Here is a 20,970-nt window from a genome sequence, read left to right on the forward strand (position 1 = left end):
GGGAGTTCCCCGTGCGGCCGGGCCGGCCTGGGCGTGTCCCTCGCCCATGTCCGCCGTGCGGCGATCACCCGGTCGAGCGGTCACCCGACATGACCATCCCGGAGGACCGATTCGCTCCGCGACGGCGGTGGTTCTTGAGATCCCGCGGGGCCGGAGGGCGGTTCTCTGGGGCCGGAGCCCCAGAGACCAAGCCCTCGGATCAGAGCCCTCGGATCAGAGCGCGAGGGCTCAGAGCGCGAGGGCTCAGAGCGCGACGCCGCGCGCGCGCAGGTAGGCGACCGGGTTGATGTCCGAGCCGTACTCCGAGCCATTGCGGATCTCGAAGTGCAGGTGCGGGCCGGTCACGTTGCCGGTGGCGCCGGAGAGGCCGATCTGCTGGCCGACCTTGACGACCTGACCGATCCTCACACCGATCGAGGAGAGGTGAGCGTACTCGGCGTAGCGGCCGTCGGCGAGCTTGATCTCGACCTCGTTGCCGTAGGCGCCACCGTTGCCGGCCTTGACCACGACGCCGTTGGCGATCGCGCGCAGCGGGGTGCCGGTGGAGGCGACGAAGTCCTGGCCGGTGTGGTGGCCGGAGGCCCACATCGAGCCGGCCACGCCGTAGGCGGTGCCCAGCCTCGGGCCGGCCAGCGGGGCGACGAAGCCGGAGGTGGCAGCGGCGACCGGAGTGGCGGTCACGACCTGGGTCGGGGTGGCGACCTGGAGCTGGGTCCGGAGCTGCTCGGCCGGCTCGGCGGCCTCGGTCCGAACCTGGACCTGGGCCTGCGGCTCGGCGGGCTTGGCCGGAGCGGCCGGCTTCGCCGGGGCCGCGTCGACGGCCGGCGCGGCGGCGTGGCCCGGCAGCGCGAGCCGCTGGCCCGGGAAGATCAGGTTCGGGTCGGCGCCGACGACCGAGCGGTTCCGCTCGTACAGCGCGTGCCAGCCGCCCTCGACGTTCTCGACGTCGGCGATCTTGGACAGGGTGTCGCCGCTGACGACGCGGTGGCTCTCCTGCGCGGCCGGAGCGGCGGCAGCGGAAGCGGCGGCCGGGGCGGCCGGAGCGGTGTGAGCCTGGGCGTTGATCGCGGTCACCAGCGGAAGGGCGAACGACGCACCGGTGACGGCGGTCGCGATGCCGATGCGGGCGGCGCGGGGCAGGGCGATACGACGGGCCTGTGCAGGCATGGAATTTTCCTCTCCGACGCCTGCGAGGTGAGCTGTCGGGTTCGGGCTGGAGTTGCCCGGCCGCGTGCGCGGCTTCACCCCGAGCCGGTCCTGGACGCCCGCGCCTTGAGGCGCGAACTCCGGTCCGGCGACTTACCTGTGGGTCCCCCGCTCCTGCCGTACAGAGTTCGTTTCGAACCACCGGGCAGCGGCAGGACTCGGCGTTCCACCCGGCGGATCCGTCCGGACTGGCCGGGCGGTCGCTGAACTAAAACCCATCCGTTCGGGTGAAGCAATGTCGATCTCTTGAAACGGCAACGACTCCCCCACCCCCGGTGACCCTCCGCAGGCCCCACCCCACGGTACGTACACAATCCATTCACTCCCCGCCACTGATCCACGACCCTGCGCCGAGATCGCGGACGTCCCGCACCCGCCCGCTCACGCACCGCCGCCGGCCAACACGCCCACCGGTGACCCTTGTCACGTGCGCCCCGGGCAACGCAGGATTCGCCCGTGGCCACCTCCGAAGCCGGCACCCTGCGCCTGGGCACCGCGCAGGGTCGCTGGGTACTACTGGCAACAGTGCTCGGCTCCAGCATGGCGATGCTCGACGGCACCGTCGTGAACGTCGCGCTGCCCCGGATCGGCGCCGACCTCGGCGCCACCCTGGCGTCCCTGCAGTGGACGCTGAACGCCTATCTGCTCACCCTGGCGGGCCTGATCCTGCTCGGCGGCGCGCTCGGCGACCGCTACGGGCGACGCAAGGTCTTCCTGATCGGCGTGGTCTGGTTCGCCGTGGCGTCCGCGGCCTGCGCCGCCGCACCGAACGTCCAGGTGCTGATCGCCGCCCGCGCCGTCCAGGGCATCGGCGGGGCGCTGCTCACCCCCGGCTCGCTCGCCATGCTCCAGGCCGTCTTCCACCCCGACGACCGCTCGGCGGCGGTCGGCCTCTGGTCCGGCCTCGGCGGGGTGTCGGCCGCGATCGGCCCCTTCCTCGGCGGCTGGCTGGTGGACGGCCCCGGCTGGCGCTGGATCTTCCTGCTGAACCTGCCGCTGGCCGCCGCCGTGATCGCGGTGACGACCCGGTCGGTACCGGAGAGCCGGGACGAGAGCGCCTCCGGCCGCTTCGACGTGCTCGGCGCCCTGCTCGCCGCTCTCGCCCTCGGCGCCGTCACCTACGCGCTGACCGCGGCCGGGGAGGGCCTGTCCCCCGCGGTCTGGGTCAGCGGGGCGCTCGGGCTGCTGCTCGGCGCCGCCTTCGTGGTGGTGGAACGCCGCGCCCCCGAGCCGATGCTGCCGCTCGGCCTGTTCTCCTCCCGGCTGTTCACCGCGGTGAACCTGGTCACCCTGTGCGTGTACGCGGCGTTCAGCGGCGTCTTCTTCCTGCTGGTGGTGCAGCTCCAGATCGTGTCCGGGTTCTCGCCGCTGGTCTCGGGCTTGGCACTGGTGCCGATCACCGTGCTGATGCTGGCGCTCTCGGCGCGCGCCGGGCGCCTCGGCAAGCGGATCGGCCCGCGCGTCCCGCTGACCGTCGGCCCGCTGCTGTGCGCCGCCGGGGTGCTGCTGATGCTGCGCACCGGACCGGACTCCTCCTACTGGGCGGACGTGCTGCCCGCCGTCACGGTGATGGGCTCCGGGATGACGCTGCTGGTCGCGCCGCTGACGGCGACCGTCCTGGCCGCCGTCGAGGTGCGGCACGCGGGCATCGCCAGCGGGGTCAACAACGCCGCCGCCCGCGCGGCCGGACTGCTCGCGGTCGCCGCCCTGCCGGCGCTGGCCGGGCTGAGCGGCGACGCCTACCGGGTGCCCTCCGCGGTCGACTCCGCCTTCCGCACCTCGATGCTGATCTGCGCGGGCCTGCTGGTCGGCGGCGGTCTGATCGCCCTCGTGACCGTACGGGGCAATGTGCTCGCGCCCGAGGACCAGCCGGTGGCCGAGCCGAGCTGCGACTGGCCGTGCGGCCCCACCGCGCCGCCGCTCGACCCGGGCCGCGTCCCGATGACGCGCGAGGGCCCCGCCACCGGTCCGGCAGCGGGGCCCTCGGCCGAGGACTGACGCGTCAGAGGATGTCGGCGGGCGCGTACTTGGCGGCGGCCGGGTAGGCGTCCGCGACGGCCTCCACCTGGCGGACCACCTCGGCGACCTGGGCGCCGGCCGCGCCGGTGAAGGACAGCTTGTCGGCCAGCAGCGCGTCCAGCGCGGCCCGGTCCAGCGGGATCCGCTCGTCGGCGGCCAGGCGGTCCAGCAGCTCGTTCTCGCGGGCGCCGGCGCGCATCGCCAGCGCGGAGGCGACGGCGTGCTCCTTGATGACCTCGTGCCCGGTCTCCCGGCCCACACCCGCGCGCACCGCGCCCATCAGCACCTTGGTGGTGGCGAGGAACGGCAGGTAGCGGTCCAGCTCGGCCTCGACCACGGCGGGGAAGGCGCCGAACTCGTCGAGGACGGTCAGGAAGGTCTCCAGCAGGCCGTCGAAGGCGAAGAAGGCGTCCGGCAGCGCGACCCGTCGCACCACCGAGCAGGAGACGTCGCCCTCGTTCCACTGGTCGCCGGCCAGCTCGCCGGTCATCGAGGCGTAACCGCGCAGGATGACGGCCAGGCCGTTGACGCGCTCGCAGGAGCGGGTGTTCATCTTGTGCGGCATCGCGGAGGAGCCGACCTGGCCCTCCTTGAAGCCCTCCGTGACCAGCTCGTGGCCGGCCATCAGGCGGATGGTCTTGGCCAGGCTGGACGGCGCGGCGGCCAGCTGGACGAGGGCGGTGAGCACCTCGAAGTCCAGCGAGCGCGGGTAGACCTGGCCGACGCTGGTCAGCACGTTGTCGAAGCCGAGGTGCGCGGCGACCCGGCGCTCCAGCTCGGCCAGCTTCTCGGTGTCGCCGCCGAGCAGGTCCAGCATGTCCTGGGCGGTGCCGACCGGGCCCTTGATCCCGCGCAGCGGGTAGCGGGCGATCAGCTCCTCCAGGCGGCGGAAGGCGACCAGCAGCTCGTCCGCGATCGACGCGAACCGCTTGCCCAGGGTGGTGGCCTGCGCGGCCACGTTGTGCGAGCGGCCGGCCATGACCAGCTCGGAGTGCTGGGCGGCGAGCTTGGCCAGGCGCACCAGCACCGCCACCGTGCGGTCCCGCACGTGCTCCAGGGACTGGCGGATCTGCAGCTGCTCGACGTTCTCGGTCAGATCCCGGGAGGTCATGCCCTTGTGGATCTGCTCGTGGCCGGCGAGGTCGCTGAACTCCTCGATCCGGGCCTTCACGTCGTGGCGGGTGATCCGCTCACGGGCGGCGATCGAGCCGAGGTCGACCTGGTCGATCACCCGCTCGTAGTCGGCGACGGCGCTCGCGGGCACCTCGATGCCGAGGTCCTGCTGAGCCTTCAGGACGGCGAGCCACAGGTGGCGCTCGAGGACCACCTTGTGCTCGGGGGACCACAGCTGGGCCAGGGTCGCCGAGGCGTACCGGGAGGCCAGGACATTGGGGATCTGGGGCTTCGCGCTCACGCTTCGCAAGGGTAACAGCCGAGGTCACGCCGGACGTCGGCGGATGGGGTAGGCTGGGTCAATTGAGCGCCGTTCAGGCGACACCTCAAAGCCTCCTCACCGCAAGGATACCACATCCATGATGGAACCTCCAGCGGCCACCTGGGACTCCACCCTCACCGAGGCCCTGCGCACCGAGCAGGCCCACCTCGACCGGCTCTACGCCCGGCTGGACACCGTACGCGAACGGGCCCGCCGCACCGCCGACGGCGCCCACGACGCAGCCACCCCCGGCGGCACCCACCAGGCCCGGCTGGAACGCGAGGTCCGAGCCCGCGAGGCCGCCCGCCACGCCGCCCGGCTGGACGCGGTCGAGCGCGGCCTGTGCTTCGGCCGGCTCGACGAGCGCGACGGCACCGTCCACTACATCGGCCGCACCGGCCTGACCGACGAGGCGTACGAGCCGCTGCTGCTCGACTGGCGCGCCCCGGCCGCCCGCCCCTTCTACACCGCCACCCCCGCCCGCCCCGGCCCGGTCGTGCGCCGCCGCCACCTGCACACCCGGGGCCGCACCCTCACCGGCCTGGACGACGAGGCGCTCGACCTCGCCGGGCTGGACGAGCCCGGCCGGCGCGGCCTGGTCGGCGAGGCCGCGCTGCTCGCCGCCCTCGACCGCGAGCGCACCGGCCGGATGGCCACCGCCGTCGCCACCATCCAGGCCGAACAGGACCGGGTGATCCGCTCCCCGCTGCGCGGCGCCCTGGTCGTCCAGGGTGGCCCCGGCACCGGCAAGACGCTCGCCGCCCTGCACCGCGCCGCCTACCTGCTGTTCACCCACCGCGCCGCGCTGGAGCGCCGGGGCGTGCTGGTGATCGGCCCCAACGCCGGCTTCCTGCGGTACATCGACGAGGTGCTGCCCGCCCTCGGCGAGACCGAGGTGGTGCTGCGCACCGTCGGCGAGCTCGTCCCCGGCGTCACCGCCACCGTCGGCGACGCCCCCGACACCGCGTTCGCCAAGGGCGGCCCCTGGATGGCCCGGGTACTGCGCCGCGCCGTGGCCGCCCACCAGACGGCCCCCGCCGACGGCCTGGACCTCGGCGAGGGACTGCGACTCTCCGCCCGGGCGTGCGCCGAGGCCCGGGACGCCGCCCGCGGCCTGCGGCTGCCGCACAACCGGGCCCGGAGCTTCTACCTGGGCACCCTGCTCGACGCCCTCGCCATCGCCCAGGCGCTCGCCCTCGGCCGCCCGTACGACGAGGAGGAGGCCCACTACGCCCCGCGCGAGCTGTGGGAGCGGCCGGAGGTGCGCGCCGCACTCGACCCGCTCTGGCCCCGGCTCGATCCCCGGCAGCTGCTCGAACGGCTGCTCACCGACCGCGGGTTGCTCGCCGAGGCGGCCCCCGAGCACGCCGCCGCCCTGCGCCGCCCGCCCGGCTCCCCGTGGACGGTCGAGGACGTCCCGCTGCTCGACGAGGCCGCCGAACTCCTCGGCACCGAACGGGAGCCCGCCGCTCCCGATCGGGATGCGGACGAACTCGCCTACGCCCGCGGCGTGTTGACCATCACCGGCCAGGCCGGCGACCCACTGCTGGACTCCGCCGCCCTGGCCGAGCGCTTCCACGACGACGGCCCGTACCGTTCCACCGCCGAACGCGCCGCCGCCGACCGCACCTGGGCGTACGGCCACGTCGTCGTGGACGAGGCCCAGGAGCTGTCCGCGATGGCCTGGCGCGCCGTCCTGCGGCGCGTGCCGACCAACTCGCTCACCATCGTCGGCGACCTCGCCCAGACCGGATCACCCGCCGGCGCCCGCAGCTGGGCCGAGACGCTCGACCCTCACCTGCCCGGCCGCTGGCGCGAGGAGCGGTTGACGGTCAACTACCGCACGCCGGAACCGATCATGGCCCTCGCCACCGCCGTCCTGCGCACCGCCCTGCCCGGCCACCGGCCGCCCGAGTCCATCCGCCCGGGCACCGAGCGGCCGCGCGCGCTCCCCGTCCCGGACGGGGACTTCGCCACCGCGCTGGCCCGGCTGCCCGCCGGCCCGGGCACCCTGGGGGTGATCGCACCGGACGCCCTGGCCGCCGGGCTGGACGCGCTCACCGTGGCGGACGCCAAGGGGCTGGAGTTCGACGCGGTCGTGGTCGTCGAGCCCGCCGAGCTCGGCCCTCGCGACCGCTACGTCGCCCTCACCCGGGCCACCCGCTCGCTCACCCTGCTCCACCACCGGCCGCTGCCGCCGGAACTCGCCGAACTGCTCTGACCGGGGAGCCACCGGCGGCCGGGCGGCGCGGATCCTACTGCGCGCCGCCCGTACGGCCGGCCAGCACCGGCAGGACCTGGGCACAGATCGAGTGCAGCGCGATCCGCTGCTCGTCGGTCATCGCCTCGAAGGCCTGGTGGGTCCGGGCCATCTCGCCGCGGATGCGGTTGAGGATCTCCCGGCCCTCGTCCGTGATCACCACGATCTTCACCCGGCGGTCACCGGCCGCCGCCTCCCGGTTGGCCAGGCCCAGGGACTCCAGCCGGTCCACGATCCCGGTGACGTTCGACGCGTCGCAGCCCAGCCGCCCGGCCAGCGCCCGCATCGGCACCGACTCCTGCACCGCGCCCAGCGCCTTGGCCTGGGAGGAGGAGAGCCCGTGCCGGGCGGCGGCCGCCGCGAAGTCGTGGAAGTACGCGGCACCGACGGCGGCCAACGCCTCCATCAACTCGGCGTTGGTCGGTACGGTCGTCGTCGCTGTCGAACCCATGGGGTCAGCGTACGGCCAGGTGCTTCACCAACTCAAGCTTTGACCCTGGCAACCGTCCGTGTGCCGCCTCGCGCCCGACGGGAATGATGAGACACGGCCTAGAGGACGAGCTGGTCGAACAGTCGCCGCAGCTCCGCGTCCGGGTCCGCGGTCAGCCCGGTGTGCACCGGCCCCGGCTGGACGATCGCGCTGCGCGGCGCGGTCAGCCAGCGGAACCGCTGCCCGGCGCTGTCCCCCGCCGCCGGACCGGCCTGCGGGCCGCCCAGGCAGACCGCCTCGATCCCGTGCAGCGCCCGCCGCACGCCCTGCACGTCCGCCACCGGGTCCAGCGCCAGCAGCCTGGCCTGGTCCAGATGGGTACGGGCGGCCAGGTGCGAGCTCTGCCGGCAGTACAGCAGCACCCCGACGTTGACGCACTCGCCGCGCTCCACCCTCGGCACCGCGCGGATCACGGCGTACTCGTAGTCGTGCAGCTCGACGGTGGCCGAGAGCACGGACAGCGAGGACTCGGTCATGCGGGCACCTCCGGCAGCCAGTCACGCGGACCGGCCAGTCGCTCGGTCAGCTGGGCGCGGTACGCGGCGCGCACCTCGTCGGGCGAGTCGAAGCCGAACTCGTCCGTCAGCCAGACCTCGGGGATCTGCGCCACCGCGCCCTCGATCGCCGCCTCGGCGAGCGGCGCGAGCGCCTTGTCGGCCGCCGTCAGGTCCGGCTGGGCCCGCAGCAGCGCGTGGTCGGAGGCGTCGTACGGGCGACGGATCCAGCCGGCGGCACCCTTCCAGCTGTGGTGGAAGATCAGACTCGCGCCGTGGTCGATCAGCCGCAGCCCCCCGGTCGCCACCAGCAGGTTGGGATTGCGCCAGGAGCGGTCGACGTTGCCGATCAGCGCGTCGAACCAGAGCACCTGCCCGGCGAGTTCCGGGTCCACCTCGAAGCAGAGCGGGTCGAAGTTGAGCGCGCCGCTGACGAAGGCCATCCCGAGGTTGGTCCCGCCGCTGGCCCGCATCTGGTCCTGGATCTGGTGGTCCGGCTCACTGCGCGCGAGCACCGGGTCCAGGTCGATCGTCACCAGCTCCGGCACCGGCAGCCCGAGCCGCCGGCCGAGTTCCCCGGCCAGCACCTCCGCGACCAGCGCCTTGCGGCCCTGCGCCGCACCGACCCATTTCAGGGCGTACAGCCGCCGATCATCGGCCTCGACCAGGCCCGGCATCGAGCCGCCTTCTCGCAGTGGCGTCACGTACCGGATCGCCGTCACCTCGGGTAGCACGGCCGACAGCTTATCGGTGTCCCGGCCTCCGCTTCTCCCTTCCTCCCCGCGCCTCCCTCGTCCGCCGCTCCCCAGTGGCAGCCCCCGCACCGCTCCACCCCCCACCAACACCCGCCCCCCACCACTCCACGCCCCCGCCCCACGCCTCCCTCGTCCGCCGCTCCCCGGTGGCAGCCCCCGCTGCTCCGTGCGAGTGTGGCGGGCAGTAGTGGGGACCTTCACGGCAAAGGGATGAGCGATGGAACGACCTCGGATCCTGATCGTGGGCGGTGGCTTCGCCGGCCTGGAGTGCGCCCGTCGCCTCGAACGCAAGCTGTCACCGTCGGAGGCCGAGATCTCGCTGGTCACGCCGTCCAGCTACCAGCTCTACCTCCCCCTCCTCCCCCACGTCGCCGCAGGCGTCCTCACCCCGCAGTCCGTCGCCGTCTCGCTGCGCCGCTCGCTGCGCCGCACCCACATCGTCCCCGGCGGCGCGATCGGCGTGGACCCGGCCTCCAAGGTGTGCGTCATCCGCAAGATCACCGACGAGGTGGTCGCGCAGAAGTACGACCACCTGGTGCTCGCCCCCGGCAGCGTCACCCGCACCTTCGACATCCCCGGCCTCACCGACTACGCCCGCGGCATGAAGACGCTCGCCGAGGCGGCCTACGTCCGCGACCACGTGATCGCCCAACTCGACCTCGCCTCCGCCACCCTGGACCAGAAGGAGCGCGAGTCCCGGCTCCAGTTCGTGGTGGTCGGCGGCGGCTACGCGGGCACCGAGACCGCCGCCTGCCTCCAGCGTCTGACCACCGCCGCCACCCACCGCTACCCGCGCCTGGACGTCCGGCAGATCAAGTGGCACCTGATCGACATCGCCCCGAAGCTGATGCCGGAGCTGGGCGACCCGCTCGGCGAGGCCGCCCTGGAGGTGCTGCGCGAGCGCGGCATCGAGGTGTCGCTGGGCGTCTCGGTGGCCGAAGTCGGCGCCGAGACGGTCAAGTTCACCGATGGGCGGGTGCTCCCCTGCCGCACCCTGATCTGGACCGCCGGGGTGGCCGCGAGTCCGCTGATCGGCACTCTGGACGCCGAGACGGTCCGCGGCCGGCTCGCCGTGACGGCGGAGATGCGGGTGCCGCAGTTCGAGGACGTGTTCGCGCTCGGCGACGCCGCCGCCGTCCCCGACCTCGCCAAGGGCGACGGCGCGGTCTGCCCGCCGACCGCCCAGCACTCCGCCCGTCAGGGCCGCGCGGTCGCCGACAACGTGATCGCCTCGCTCCGCCACCAGCCGCTGGAGCCTTACTACCACAAGGACTTGGGCCTGGTGGTCGACCTCGGCGGCAAGGACGCGGTCTCCAAGCCGCTGGGCGTGGAGCTGCGCGGGGTGCCCGCCCAGCTGGTGGCGCGCGGCTACCACCTGATGGCGATGCGCACCAACGTGGCCAAGTTCCGGGTGGGCGCCAACTGGATGCTCAACGCGACGGCCGGCGACGACTTCGTCCGCACCGGATTCCTCGCCCGCCAGCCCGCCCGGCTGCGCGACTTCGAGTACACCGACGCCTATCTGACGAAGGATCAGGTTCGCGCCCACGCCCAGTCGCTGCTCGCCAAGGGCTGACCGGCCACCCACCTCGGCGCCCCCGCGGGGGCGCCGACGCACGCGGTCACCGGATCGGCCCCGGGACTCACACCAGCCGGGACCCGCCCGCACCCGCACCCAGCACCGCCGCCAGGTCCTCCGCCAACTCCCGCGCCAGGGAAGGCTCCAGTCCCGCCGTGGTGAACCGCACCCCGGGCGGCGACTGGATGCGGTAGCGCGCGCCGGGCGCGGCGACCCAGCCGCGCTGCACCAGCGCCGCCAGTACCGAGGTCTCGTCGGGCACCGGCACCCAGACGTTCAGCCCGCTCTCGCCGTGCGCCCCGATCCCCCGCGCCGCCAGTTCGCCCAGCAGCGCGTCCCGCCGGGCCCGGTACACGGCGGCCACCCGGTCGGCCGGCGCGGCGTCGGCGTGCCACAGCTCCGCGAGGGCGCGCTGCAACAGGTGGCTGACCCAGCCGGCGCCCAGCCGCAGCCGGCCGGCCACCCGCCCGATCGTCTCCTCGTCACCGACCGCCACCGAGATCCGCAGGTCCGGCCCGTACGCCTTGGCCGCGGAGCGCACCACCGCCCAGTGCCGGGTGCTCGCGCCGACCAGCGGGTGGTACGGCTGGTCGACCATGCCGTGCCCGTGGTCGTCCTCGATCAGCAGCACCCCGGGGTGCCCGGCCAGCACGGCGCGCAGCGCCTCGGCCCGGCTCGCGGTGAGCGCCGCCCCGGTCGGGTTCTGCGCCCGGCTGGTGACCACCACCGCCCGCACGCCCTCGGCCAGCGCCGCGTCCAGCGAGGCGGGCAGCGGGCCCTCGTCGTCCAGGCGGACGGGAACGGGCTTCAGCCCCAGCGCGGGGAGCAGGTCGAACAGGCTGCCCCAGCCCGGGTCCTCGACGGCCACCGTGTCGCCGGGGCGCAGCCGGGCGCCGAGGATCCGCTCGATGGTGTCCAGCGAGCCGGAGGCGACGACGACCGGGCCGCCGGGCAGGCCGTCGGCCTCGAAGGAGGCGCGGGCGAGCGAGCGCAGCCGGGGGTCGACGGCCGCGTGCCCGTACAGCACCGGGTCGGTGCGCGCGGCCTCGGCGGCGGCCGCGAGGGCCTGGGCGAGGTCGGGCAGCAGGGTCGGGTCGGGGTTGCCGGTGGACAGGTCGCGGGCGTGCGGCGGGACGGGGACGCGGATCTCGTCGCGCGGGGTGAGCGCGGGCCTGGGGCGGACGCGGCTGCCCTTGCGGCCGGCCGTCTCGATCACACCGCGGTCGCGCAGCAGCCGGTAGGCGGCGGCGACGGTGTTGGGGTTGACGCCCAGTTCGACCGCGAGGTCGCGCAGCGGCGGGAGCGCCGTTCCGGGGGCGAGCTTTCCGCTGCTCACGCCCTGTTCGATGTGGGCCGCGATCTCGCTGGCGCGTCGCCCTTTCAGCGGATATTCTCCTAGCACAAAGACAATTATGCACTAGTACGTAGAGGGTGTCATGTCAGCGACTCCGGAAGGCTCGCCCAGCTACTCCCGCACCCCCAGGACCACCCCCACCCGCTACCGGGACCGGGCCGCCTGGGAGCGGGAGACGATCCACGCCATCCTCGACAGCGCCTACATCTGCCACCTCGGCTTCGTCGTCGAGGGCGCCCCGGTCGTCCTGCCGACGATCTTCGCCCGGGTCGGCAGCCGGCTCTACGTCCACGGCTCCACCGGCAGCAGGCCGCTGCGCGGCGCCTCCGACGAGCAGGGCATGCCGGTGTGCGTCACCGTCACCCAGGTCGACGCGCTGGTGCTGACCAAGTCCGCGTTCAACCACTCGGTGAACTTCCGCTCGGTGGTCGCCCACGGCACCGCGCACCAGGTCACCGACCCCGAGGAGCTGGACGTCGCGCTCGCCGCCCTGGTCGACCACGCGGTGCCGGGCCGCTCCGCCGAGGTCCGTCCGGCCGACGCCAAGGAACTCGCCGCCACCGCCGTCCTCCGGCTGGAGCTGGACGAGGTCTCGGCCAAGACCCGCGACGACGGCGCCGAGGACGACCCGGAGGACGCCGACCTGCCGCACTGGTCCGGTCTGATCCCGGTCACCACCGTGCACGGCACCCCCGAGCCGCACCCCGGCACCACCGTCCCGCTCCCCGCGCACCTGCGCGGCTACCCCCGCTGACGGGAGGCACACCGATGCTGATCAGATCCTGGGACCGCGGCGACGAGCAGGAGTGGCGCGCCTGGCTGGCCGAGGGCCGCGACTTCGGCCTGCTCGCCGCCAACGGCGCCCCCGACGAGGGACCGGTCCTCGTCCCGACGCACTTCCTGCTGGACGCCGAGCGCGGCGAGATCCTGCTCCACCTGGCCGCGCCCAACCCGCTGCTGGCCGCCGTCCGGGCCGACCCCCACGTCACCCTCGCGGTCACCGACGGCTACGCCTTCGCCCCGGGCCACTGGCGCGGCGCACCGGGCACGCCGACCAGCTACTACGCCTCGGTCCACTTCCACTGCACCGCCGAGGTGGTGGAGTCCGCGGCCGGAAAGGCGGAGATCCTCAACCGCCAGCTGGCGCACTTCCAGCCCGAGACGCCGGAGGTCCGGGTGGTGCCCGGCGAGGAGGGGCCGGCCCGGCAGCTGCCCGGGCTGCGCGGGCTCCGGCTGACCGTGGACGAGGTTCGGGCCAAGTTCAAGTACGACGACAAGAAGCCCGCCGAGGCGCAGTACGCGCTCGCCGACCGGCTCGCCGAGCGCGCCGATGGCCCGGGGCGGGCCCGCGACCAGTACGGCGCCGCCCGTACCCAGCTGCTCCGCCGGCACCGACGGCGCACCACCGGGGCGGGCACCACCCGGGACGGCGTACCCGAGGCGGACGTCCCCGGAGCGGACGCCTCCGGCCCGGACCCCACCGGCCCCCACGCCGACCTCTCGCGCACCGCCGCCCCGCGCACCGACCGGCCGCGCGCCGCCGGCTGACCCGGGATCACCCGGTCGGCCGCCAACCCGCGCAGGCCGGGCGCGGCGCTGATCGAATGTGAGACGAGCCCTGCCCACTCGGCGTCAGAGCGGGCCCGTCGACCCCCGGGAGCGCACGTGTCCTCAGTCCACAGCCAACGGGCGGCCGGCGAGGCCCACCTCGGTCACGTGGTGTTCATCTCGGCGGCCGCCGCCATGGGCGGCTTCCTGTTCGGTTACGACAGCGCGGTGATCAACGGCGCCGTCACCGGCATCCAGAAGCACTTCGCCGTCGGCCACGGCACCACCGCCTTCGTGGTGGCCATCGCGCTGCTCGGCTCGGCGGTCGGCGCGGTGCTCGCCGGGCGGCTCGCCGACCACCTGGGCCGGGTGCGCACCATGCTGCTGGCCGCCGTCCTGTTCGCCGCCAGTGGCATCGGCTCGATGTTCCCGCCGAACATCGAGACCCTCGCCGTCTGGCGCGTGATCGGAGGCATCGCGATCGGCATCGCCTCCGTGATCGCGCCCACCTACATCGCCGAGGTCGCCCCGACCGCCTACCGCGGCCGGCTCGCCTCCTTCCAGCAGATGGCGATCGTGCTCGGCATCACCGTCTCCCAGCTCGCCAACTTCGCCCTCAACCAGGCCGCCGGCGGGGAGTCCACCAACCACCTCGGCGGCATCCAGGCCTGGCAGTGGATGCTGGGCGTCGAGGCCATCCCGGCCCTGGTGTACGGGCTGATGGCGCTCGCCATCCCGGAGTCGCCGCGCTTCCTGATCGCCGACCACCGCGAGGCGCAGGCCCGCAAGGTGCTGCTCGAGGTCGAGGGCGAGGGAGTCGACCTGGACGCCCGGGTGGCCGAGATCCGCGCGGTGCTGGAGTCCGCGCACAAGCCCCGGCTCAAGGACCTGCTGGGCGGCCGCTTCGGTCTGCTGCCGATCGTCTGGGTCGGCATCGGCGCCTCGGTGTTCCAGCAGTTCGTCGGCATCAACGTGATCTTCTACTACTCGTCCTTCCTGTGGCAGTCGGTCGGCATCAAGGAGTCCGACTCGCTGCTGATCAGCCTCTCCACCTCGATCATCAACGTGATCGGCACCGTGATCGCCATGGCCCTGGTGGACCGGATCGGCCGCAAGCCGCTCGCCCTGGCCGGCTCGATCGGCATGGCGGCCGCGCTCGGCACCGCCGCCTGGGCGTTCTCCTACCGGGAGGGCACCGGCGACACCGCCACCCTGGACAACACCCACGCCACCGTCGCCCTGATCGCCGCGCACGTCTTCGTGCTCTGCTTCGCCTTCTCCTGGGGCGTGGTGGTCTGGGTCCTGCTCGGCGAGATGTTCCCCAACCGGATCCGCGCGCTGGCCCTGTCCGTCGCCGCCTCGGCGCAGTGGATCGCCAACTGGGCGATCACCGTCACCTTCCCGGACCTCGCCGACTGGAACCTCTCCGCGACGTACATCATCTACGCGGCCTTCGCGCTGCTCTCCATCCCGTTCGTGGCCTTCTTCATCAAGGAGACCAAGGGCCGTGCCCTGGAGGAGATGGGCTGACCCGGCCCTCCCCGCCGAACCCCCGCCGCACCCGGCCCACCCCCGCGCGGCCCGACCCACCGAGAGGAAGCCATGCCTGACCAGGGCGGCTCCCGGCAGAACGTCACCTTCCCGAGCAACGGCCGTACCGCGCACGGTTACCTGGCCCGCCCGCCGCAGGGCGTCGGGCCGGGCCTGGTGGTGGTGCAGGAGTGGTGGGGGCTCACCTCGCACGTCGCCGCCATGGCCGACCGCTTCGCCGCGGAGGGTTTCACCGTCCTCGCCCCCGACCTGTTCGGCGGCGCCACCACCCATGACGGCGCCGAGGCGGCCCGGTTCAGACGCGAGCTCCCGGTCGACCGCGCGGTGGCGGACCTCGCCGGGGCCGTCGACCACCTGCTCGCCCTGGACGGCGTGGTCGGCGACGCGGTCGGCGTGGTCGGCTTCTGCATGGGCGGCGGCTTCGCCCTGCTGCTCGCCACCCGCGCGGGGGACAAGGTCGCCGCCGTGGTCCCGTTCTACGGGCTGCCGCCCGACCCGGACTTCGACTACCGCGGCCTGACCGCCCACGTGCTCGGCCACTTCGGCGAGCTGGACGGCTCGATCCCGATGTCCGCCGTGGACGAGGCGGCGATCCGGATCGGCGAGGCCACCGACGTCCGCCCGGAGATCCACTTCTACCCGGCCGGGCACGCCTTCATGAACGACGAGAACCTGATCGGCACCTACGACCCGCTCCAGGCCCGGATCGCCTGGCGACGCACCCTCACCTTCCTCTGGGGCCACCTCGGCTGAGCCCCTCCCACCTGGGAATTCCGTACGGAATCCGGATGGACACCGGTGCCGCCGTTCGGCATAGTCGCCGGGTGCCCACCCCTCCCCCGCACCCCCGCCGCTTCGCCTGGGCGAGCCGCAACTTCCGCGTCCAGACCGCCGCCACCGTGATCAGCGGCCTCGGCAACGCCGGTGCCCCCATCGCCACCGCCTTCGCCGTGCTCGGCGCCGGCGGCACCACCACCGAGGTCGGTTACGTCACCGCCGCCCGCCTGGTCCCCACCGTGCTGCTCATGGTGGTCGGCGGCACCCTCGCCGACCGGCTGCCCCGCCACCTGATCATGGTCGCCGCCAACGTGTTCAGCGGGCTCTCCCAGGCCGTGCTGGCCGCCCTGGTGCTGGCGGGGGACGTCCCGCTCTGGCAGCTGCTGGTGCTCTCCGCGGCCGGCGGGGCCGGCTACGCCCTCTACTCCCCCGCCTCCGGCGGCATGATCATGCAGGCCGTCCCCCAGGAGCACGCCGCCCGCGCCTTCGCGGTCTTCCGGATGGGCCTCAACGCCTCCCAGATCGGCGGTGCCGCCCTCGGCGGCGCGCTCACGGCGGCCGTCGGCCCCGGCTGGGTGCTCGCCCTGGACGCCCTCTGCTTCCTGGTCGCCGCCACGCTCCGCTTCTTCCTGGAGCCGGAGCGGTCCCCCGCGCCCTCCGGCGGCGGCATGCTGCGCGATCTGCGCGAGGGCTGGCGGGAGTTCGCCTCCCGCCGCTGGCTCTGGGTGATCGTGCTCCAGTTCTCCGTCCTGCTCGCCTGCGTCAACGCGGTCGAGGCGGTGTACGGCCCGACCGTCGCCAAGGACCGGCTCGGCGGCGCGAGCGCCTGGGGCCTGGCGATGGCCGCGTACGGCGTCGGCCTGGTGGCGACCGGCGTGCTGATGACGCGCTGGCGCCCCCGCCGGATCCTGCTGGTCGGCAACTGGGGGGTCTTCCTGTTCGGGGTGCCCGCCCTGGCCCTCGCCGCCGAGGTGCCGCTGCCGCTGCTGGTCGTGGCGATGTTCCTGTCCGGCGTCGGCGTCACCGTCTTCGGCGTCAACTGGATGGTCGCGCTCCAGCAGGAGATACCCGAGGAGATGTTCTCCCGGATCACCGCGTACGACGAACTCGGCTCCTACTCGCTGGCCCCGGTCGGCACCGCACTGGCCGGGCCCGCCGCCGTGGCGCTCGGCCTGTCCGGCGCGCTCTGGGCGTGCGCCGCCCTCTGCCTGCTGCTCAGTGTGGCGGTCCTGGTGGACCCCCAGGTCCGTCGGCTGCGCCGTCGAAGCGCGACCGGCGCACCGGTGCCCGCCCCCGAGCCCACGCCCGCCGCCTGAGCGCTCCGTGCGCCCCACGTGCGCCCGCCCGACGCCGTCGCTCAGGGGGTCGTCGTCGCGCGGGGGGGGGCGTCGCTCAGAGGGTCGTCGCTCAGGGGGTCGGCAGCCAGCTGACGTGCCCGGCCAGCAGCGCGTACCCGACGAAGGCCACCGTGTCGATCAGCGCGTGCGCCGCCACCAGCGGCATCACCCGCCCCCAGCGCCGGTACAACAGGCAGAACACCACACCCATCACCATGTTGCCGATCAGCCCGCCGACCCCCTGGTACAGGTGGTACGAGCCGCGCAGCACCGAACTCGCCGCCACCGCGGCCGGCCACGACCACCCCAGCTGCCCCACCCGGCGCAGCAGGTAGCCGAGGACGACGACCTCCTCCAGGACGGCGTTCTGCCAGGCCGACGCCACCAGCACCGGCACCCGCCACCACACGTCCGGCAGCCCGGACGGCGCCACCGTCAGGTTGTACCCGGCCGCCTGTGAGGCCAGGTAGAGCGCCAGCCCCGACCCTCCGATCGCGGCCGCGACGCCGGCGCCCCGGCCGAGGTCGCGCAGCTTCTGCCCCAGGTCGAAGCCCAGCACCCGCAGCGCGACGCCCTCGCGCACCAGCAGGTAGCCGACCAGCACCACGGGCATCAGCCCGCGCCCGATGTAGTACAGCTGCCACACCAGGTCCAGCCAGGGCCGCCCGGGTGCCCGCGAACCGTTCAGCGTCGCGACCTGCTGGCCGAGCTTGAGCGGTTCGGTGAGCGAGCCGGTGAAGCTGATCAGCGCGCTGATCCCGCTGGCCCCGAGGGAGAGGCCGAGGACGATCAGCAGCTCCACGCCGAACAGCCGGCGGGTGGGCTTCACGGTCTCCGGCGCGGTCGGGACGGTCGTCACGGGGGCTCCAGCGGACGGGCGGTCGCTCCGGCCGTCGGCCGACCACCGGAGCGATCATCCTGACACAGCCGCCGGACGGCCCCGACGGGGAGGCCGGGGTGCATCCGGCGCAGCGGCCCGCGGCGCTCCTGAGCGGCCCTTGAGCGGTCCTAGCCCACCGGCCAGGTGTGCACCGGCTCGCCGCCGCGCATGTGTTCGGCGTAGCGCCTGGTCATCGCCGCGAGCGCGGCCGGCCGGTCCATTCCGTACTGCTCGCACAGCCGGTGGAAGGTCGCGGCCTGCCAGGACGCGCCGTTGGTGCGACGCAGGCAGCGCTGCTCGATGATGCCCAGGTAGCGGTCCCGGTCGGCGGGCTCCACGCCCCACTCGTCCAGCCCCTGGTGGGCCATCGGCAGCAGCTCGTTCAGCACCAGGTCGACGGCGGACACCGTCTGCAGCCCGCCGCCGCGTCCGGCCCGCCCGGGGCGCGGCCACTGGAACACCGCGTCGATGCCGTACCGGGCGCCCTGGCGGAAGTTCTCGTCCGCCCGTTCGAACGGCAGTCGGGTCCAGATCGGCCGGGGCTGCTCGGCGAGCACCCGCACCAGCCCGTAGTAGAACGCGGCGTTGGCCAGCGTGTCGGCCACCGTCGGCCCGGCCGGCAGCGCCCGGTTCTCCACCCGCAGGTGCGCCACCCCGCCCGCGACGTCGTACACCGGCCGGTTCCAGCGGTAGATGGTGCCGTTGTGCAGCCGCATCTCGGCGAGCCTGGGCGCGCCGCCGGAGGCCAGCACCTTCAGCGGGTCCTCGTCGTCGCAGATCGGCAGCAGCGCGGGGAAGTACCGCAGGTTCTCCTCGAACAGGTCGTACGCCGAGTCCACCCAGCGCTCGCCGAACCAGGTGATCGGGCGCACGCCCTGTGCCTTGAGCTCCGCCGAACGGGTGTCGCAAGCCTGCTGGAAGAGCACCGGACGGGTCTCCCGCCACAGCTCCCGCCCGAACAGGAACGGCGAGTTGGCACCGAGCGCCAGTTGCGGCCCGCAGATCGCCTGGGCCGCGTTCCACACCGACGAGAACCGCTCCGGAGTCACCTGGAGGTGCAGTTGGAGCGAGGTCGCGGCGGCCTCGGCCACCATGGTGATCGACTCCAGCTGGAGGTGTTCGACCCCCTCGATGTCCAGCGCGATCTCCTCCCCGCGGGCGGCCATGATCTGGTCGCTGAGCAGGCTGTACCGCTGGTTGTGGCTCATCGCGTCCAGCCCGGTGTGGGCGTGCTCCAGCGTCGGCAGGATGCCCACCATGACGATCCGACTGCCCGCCTCGGCCGCCCGCCGGTCGGCGTAGCGCAGCCCGGTGTCGATCTCCTCCCGCAGTTCCTCGAAGACGTGCCCGCCGAGCCGGTGCGGCGTGATGTTGACCTCGATGTTGAACCTGCCGAGCTCGGTCTGGAAGTCGCTGGAGCCGATCTCGCTCAGCACCTGCGCGTTGGTCATGGCCGGCAGACCCTGCTCGTCGGCCAGGTTGAGCTCGATCTCCAGGCCCATCACCGCCCGCGGCCGGTCGAACCGGTTCTCCCGGATCATCCGCCCCAGCGTTTCCAGGCACACCTGGAGCTTGCGCCGGTACAGCTGCCGGTCCGCCAGTTCCGCCCGAGTCGCCACGACCTTCTCGCCCACGGTCCCCTCCTCAAGAGCCACCCCGTCGAGCACCCGGTCGACCGACCGTGCAACCAATATGCCCACCTCGAAGATCGATACCCGATCGCGCGTACTGGCTTGCATTGCAAGGCATCTGACGGAAAATCAGAGGAACTGCAACTTGCTCGCCACCACAGCCCGTGATAAACAGGTCACCCTGCGCACCTGTTCGAATTCGCACAGCGCCCGGACGGTCGGCCATCGCCCCGAAGTCTCATCGACGGCGGCGACCGCGCCGGCACCGCGATCATGCACAACCGGACACGGCAGGCCCCGTCACCGTCGACGCGTCGCCGCGCCACGCCGGTATGCCGCACTCGCACGCCGATCTCGCTTGGAGAGGCGGATCCCGCCATGACTCTGCAAACCCCCCAGCCCCCGCCGAGCGCCCTGCGCGCGGTCCTGGGCGCGCTCGACTCGGAGACCGCGCTGCGCCAGCCCGCCGCCGCAGCGCTCCGCCACCCGAACGGCCCGCTGCTCCCCGCCCACCCGCTCGCCGTGTACGTCCTGGACGGCCCGCGCCCGGGGCTCCCGGCCGCCCGTCGCACCGGCTGGCGCTTCCTGATCAAGGACGGCACCGAGGTGGCCGCCGCCGCCGAGGTGGTGCAGAGCGCGGAGGGCCACACCTTCTCCCACTTCACCGCCGGCCCCTACCTCGACTCGACGGTCAGGGCGCTGCGCGAGGCCTGGCAGCTCGCCCAGGGCTCCCGGACCCCCCGGCGACCCCGGCTGCTGACCTTCCCCGGCCAGTACGCCACGGCGCTGTGGCTGCACGACCCGGACCCCGGAACGGCCACCGACCTCCTGATCCCGCTGGCCCCGGCCCCGCTCGGCGTCACCGCTCACCGCGCCCGGCCGGCCTCCGAACTGCTGCCACTGCTCACCCGCGCGCCGCTCGCCAGGCCGCTGCTGCTCGGCTCCTCCTGACCCATCGGCACCCCACCGGCCGCCGGGCCCACCCGCCCGGCGGCCCTCAGCCCTGCCCGCACGCCCCGCCCCGCCTCCGCGCCCGCGCCCGGGAACACCACCGGAACACCTCACCCGGCCGGGCCATCCGCCATGACCCCAACGGGCCATGCCCTGCCTGGCCCACTGGTGCGCCCTCCCCCGCCGGCCCCACCTGAACGGGTGATCTCTGACCGGGAGTTGTGGCGCATGTCACGAAATCCCTGCGCGCGGGTCCACGGATGCCGACACTGGGAACCAGCGTGGAAGGACCACCTGTCCTACCCACTTGAGCGTCGGTCCACACCTGGTCGACGCGCGGACAGGATCCGACCACCGCGGCGGCTCCGGACGGCACGACCTCCGGCGGCCGCCCCACGGGGAGGATCGCAGAGCGAAGCGAGGGTACGCGCATGTGCCAGCACCGTCCTGAGTGCCCGTCGGCCGAGTCCGAGGACCGCGAGGCGGCCGCCTCGGTGGCCCGCCACCCGGAGCAGGGCTGGAGCCTGCTCTGCAACGGCGTCGTCATGTTCGAGGACACCGGAGAACTGCTGCCCGACGGCCGGGTGATCGCCCCGCGCCGCCCCGTCGCCCACGCGGCCTGACCACCCGGTCCGGCCGTACGGCGGGGGCAGCCGCCGACTCCGGCGCACAAGGGGCAGGGCCCCGGCGGAGACTCCGCCGG

At 73.9% G+C, this 20,970-nt stretch carries 18 protein-coding genes and 1 riboswitch; of the genes, 10 read left to right on the forward strand and 8 right to left on the reverse strand.

Annotated features, from left to right (window positions below):
* Window positions 1–243: 243 nt before the first annotated feature.
* Window positions 244–1,167: a peptidoglycan DD-metalloendopeptidase family protein gene (locus tag ACFRMQ_RS19175; protein ID WP_380731666.1), complete on the reverse strand. Its 924-nt coding sequence runs from the start codon at window positions 1,165–1,167 to the stop codon at window positions 244–246.
* A 2-nt stretch (window positions 1,168–1,169) separates the two neighbouring features.
* Window positions 1,170–1,370: riboswitch (cyclic di-AMP (ydaO/yuaA leader) on the reverse strand.
* A 292-nt stretch (window positions 1,371–1,662) separates the two neighbouring features.
* Between ACFRMQ_RS19175 and ACFRMQ_RS19180 the strand changes: the two genes are divergently transcribed.
* Window positions 1,663–3,204, forward strand: coding sequence for an MFS transporter (locus tag ACFRMQ_RS19180; protein ID WP_380731667.1), 1,542 nt, complete (start codon window positions 1,663–1,665; stop codon window positions 3,202–3,204).
* Window positions 3,205–3,208: 4 nt separating this feature from the next.
* Here ACFRMQ_RS19180 and purB read toward each other — a convergent pair whose 3' ends face one another.
* Window positions 3,209–4,648, reverse strand: a complete 1,440-nt coding sequence (purB, locus tag ACFRMQ_RS19185) for an adenylosuccinate lyase (protein ID WP_380731668.1) — start codon at window positions 4,646–4,648, stop codon at window positions 3,209–3,211.
* 109 nt (window positions 4,649–4,757) lie between these two features.
* Here purB and ACFRMQ_RS19190 point away from each other — a divergent pair, with 109 nt between their 5' ends.
* A complete protein-coding gene (locus tag ACFRMQ_RS19190; protein ID WP_380731669.1) occupies window positions 4,758–6,881 on the forward strand; it encodes a HelD family protein in 2,124 nt (707 codons plus the stop codon).
* A gap of 34 nt (window positions 6,882–6,915) precedes the next feature.
* On the opposite strand, the gene ACFRMQ_RS19195 is transcribed toward ACFRMQ_RS19190, so the two are convergent.
* The 3 genes from ACFRMQ_RS19195 to ACFRMQ_RS19205 form a co-directional block, all read right to left on the reverse strand.
* Entirely contained in the window at window positions 6,916–7,371 is a 456-nt protein-coding gene (locus tag ACFRMQ_RS19195; protein ID WP_380731670.1) for a MarR family winged helix-turn-helix transcriptional regulator, read from the reverse strand.
* 98 nt (window positions 7,372–7,469) lie between these two features.
* Window positions 7,470–7,886 carry a DUF3037 domain-containing protein gene (locus ACFRMQ_RS19200; protein ID WP_380731671.1) on the reverse strand — a complete coding sequence of 139 codons (417 nt, stop codon included), beginning with the start codon at window positions 7,884–7,886 and terminating at the stop codon, window positions 7,470–7,472.
* Window positions 7,883–8,638 carry a HipA family kinase gene (locus ACFRMQ_RS19205; protein ID WP_380731672.1) on the reverse strand — a complete coding sequence of 252 codons (756 nt, stop codon included), beginning with the start codon at window positions 8,636–8,638 and terminating at the stop codon, window positions 7,883–7,885. Before ACFRMQ_RS19205 ends, ACFRMQ_RS19200 begins: the two co-directional genes overlap by 4 nt.
* A gap of 238 nt (window positions 8,639–8,876) precedes the next feature.
* Here ACFRMQ_RS19205 and ACFRMQ_RS19210 point away from each other — a divergent pair, with 238 nt between their 5' ends.
* Entirely contained in the window at window positions 8,877–10,235 is a 1,359-nt protein-coding gene (locus ACFRMQ_RS19210) for an NAD(P)/FAD-dependent oxidoreductase (protein WP_380731673.1), read from the forward strand.
* Between the two features lie 67 nt (window positions 10,236–10,302).
* Here the strand turns inward: ACFRMQ_RS19210 and ACFRMQ_RS19215 are convergent, their stop codons facing one another.
* The gene (locus ACFRMQ_RS19215) at window positions 10,303–11,640 is read right to left on the reverse strand and encodes an aminotransferase class I/II-fold pyridoxal phosphate-dependent enzyme (RefSeq protein ID WP_380731674.1); all 1,338 of its coding nucleotides are present in this window, start codon (window positions 11,638–11,640) and stop codon (window positions 10,303–10,305) included.
* 34 nt (window positions 11,641–11,674) lie between these two features.
* On the opposite strand from ACFRMQ_RS19215, the gene ACFRMQ_RS19220 reads away from it, so the two are divergent.
* The 5 genes from ACFRMQ_RS19220 to ACFRMQ_RS19240 all read left to right on the forward strand — a co-directional run bounded on the left by ACFRMQ_RS19220 (window position 11,675) and on the right by ACFRMQ_RS19240 (window position 16,784).
* Window positions 11,675–12,346 (forward strand): pyridoxamine 5'-phosphate oxidase family protein, encoded by a 672-nt coding sequence (locus tag ACFRMQ_RS19220; RefSeq protein WP_380731675.1) that lies wholly within the window; start codon window positions 11,675–11,677, stop codon window positions 12,344–12,346.
* 14 nt (window positions 12,347–12,360) lie between these two features.
* Window positions 12,361–13,140, forward strand: a complete 780-nt coding sequence (locus ACFRMQ_RS19225; protein ID WP_380731676.1) for an FMN-binding negative transcriptional regulator — start codon at window positions 12,361–12,363, stop codon at window positions 13,138–13,140.
* A gap of 195 nt (window positions 13,141–13,335) precedes the next feature.
* Entirely contained in the window at window positions 13,336–14,670 is a 1,335-nt protein-coding gene (locus ACFRMQ_RS19230; RefSeq protein ID WP_380731682.1) for a sugar porter family MFS transporter, read from the forward strand.
* 72 nt (window positions 14,671–14,742) lie between these two features.
* Window positions 14,743–15,444 carry a dienelactone hydrolase family protein gene (locus ACFRMQ_RS19235; protein WP_380731677.1) on the forward strand — a complete coding sequence of 234 codons (702 nt, stop codon included), beginning with the start codon at window positions 14,743–14,745 and terminating at the stop codon, window positions 15,442–15,444.
* A 71-nt stretch (window positions 15,445–15,515) separates the two neighbouring features.
* On the forward strand, window positions 15,516–16,784 hold the full coding sequence (locus ACFRMQ_RS19240; protein ID WP_380731678.1) for an MFS transporter: 1,269 nt from the start codon (window positions 15,516–15,518) through the stop codon (window positions 16,782–16,784).
* 91 nt (window positions 16,785–16,875) lie between these two features.
* Here the strand turns inward: ACFRMQ_RS19240 and ACFRMQ_RS19245 are convergent, their stop codons facing one another.
* The gene (locus ACFRMQ_RS19245) at window positions 16,876–17,664 is read right to left on the reverse strand and encodes a CPBP family intramembrane glutamic endopeptidase (protein ID WP_380731679.1); all 789 of its coding nucleotides are present in this window, start codon (window positions 17,662–17,664) and stop codon (window positions 16,876–16,878) included.
* Window positions 17,665–17,813: 149 nt separating this feature from the next.
* Window positions 17,814–19,319, reverse strand: coding sequence for a glutamate--cysteine ligase (locus ACFRMQ_RS19250; RefSeq protein WP_380731680.1), 1,506 nt, complete (start codon window positions 19,317–19,319; stop codon window positions 17,814–17,816).
* A gap of 375 nt (window positions 19,320–19,694) precedes the next feature.
* Between ACFRMQ_RS19250 and ACFRMQ_RS19255 the strand changes: the two genes are divergently transcribed.
* The gene (locus tag ACFRMQ_RS19255) at window positions 19,695–20,267 is read left to right on the forward strand and encodes a hypothetical protein (protein ID WP_380731681.1); all 573 of its coding nucleotides are present in this window, start codon (window positions 19,695–19,697) and stop codon (window positions 20,265–20,267) included.
* 431 nt (window positions 20,268–20,698) lie between these two features.
* Window positions 20,699–20,890: a DUF5999 family protein gene (locus ACFRMQ_RS19260; RefSeq protein ID WP_380699141.1), complete on the forward strand. Its 192-nt coding sequence runs from the start codon at window positions 20,699–20,701 to the stop codon at window positions 20,888–20,890.
* The last annotated feature ends 80 nt before the right edge of the window (window positions 20,891–20,970 follow it).

This window comes from Kitasatospora sp. NPDC056783, from assembly GCF_042789895.1.
GTDB lineage: Bacteria > Actinomycetota > Actinomycetes > Streptomycetales > Streptomycetaceae > Kitasatospora.

Excerpts from the sequence above, each read along its gene's own strand:
- ACFRMQ_RS19175 (WP_380731666.1), bottom strand. The coding sequence starts at position 1,167 with ATGCCTGCACAGGCCCGTCGTATCGCCCTGCCCCGCGCCGCCCGCATC.
- ACFRMQ_RS19190 (WP_380731669.1), top strand. The coding sequence starts at position 4,758 with ATGATGGAACCTCCAGCGGCCACCTGGGACTCCACCCTCACCGAGGCC.
- ACFRMQ_RS19195 (WP_380731670.1), bottom strand. The coding sequence starts at position 7,371 with ATGGGTTCGACAGCGACGACGACCGTACCGACCAACGCCGAGTTGATG.
- ACFRMQ_RS19200 (WP_380731671.1), bottom strand. The coding sequence starts at position 7,886 with ATGACCGAGTCCTCGCTGTCCGTGCTCTCGGCCACCGTCGAGCTGCAC.
- ACFRMQ_RS19210 (WP_380731673.1), top strand. The coding sequence starts at position 8,877 with ATGGAACGACCTCGGATCCTGATCGTGGGCGGTGGCTTCGCCGGCCTG.
- ACFRMQ_RS19220 (WP_380731675.1), top strand. The coding sequence starts at position 11,675 with ATGTCAGCGACTCCGGAAGGCTCGCCCAGCTACTCCCGCACCCCCAGG.
- ACFRMQ_RS19225 (WP_380731676.1), top strand. The coding sequence starts at position 12,361 with ATGCTGATCAGATCCTGGGACCGCGGCGACGAGCAGGAGTGGCGCGCC.
- ACFRMQ_RS19230 (WP_380731682.1), top strand. The coding sequence starts at position 13,336 with ATGGGCGGCTTCCTGTTCGGTTACGACAGCGCGGTGATCAACGGCGCC.
- ACFRMQ_RS19235 (WP_380731677.1), top strand. The coding sequence starts at position 14,743 with ATGCCTGACCAGGGCGGCTCCCGGCAGAACGTCACCTTCCCGAGCAAC.
- ACFRMQ_RS19255 (WP_380731681.1), top strand. The coding sequence starts at position 19,695 with ATGACTCTGCAAACCCCCCAGCCCCCGCCGAGCGCCCTGCGCGCGGTC.
- ACFRMQ_RS19260 (WP_380699141.1), top strand. The coding sequence starts at position 20,699 with ATGTGCCAGCACCGTCCTGAGTGCCCGTCGGCCGAGTCCGAGGACCGC.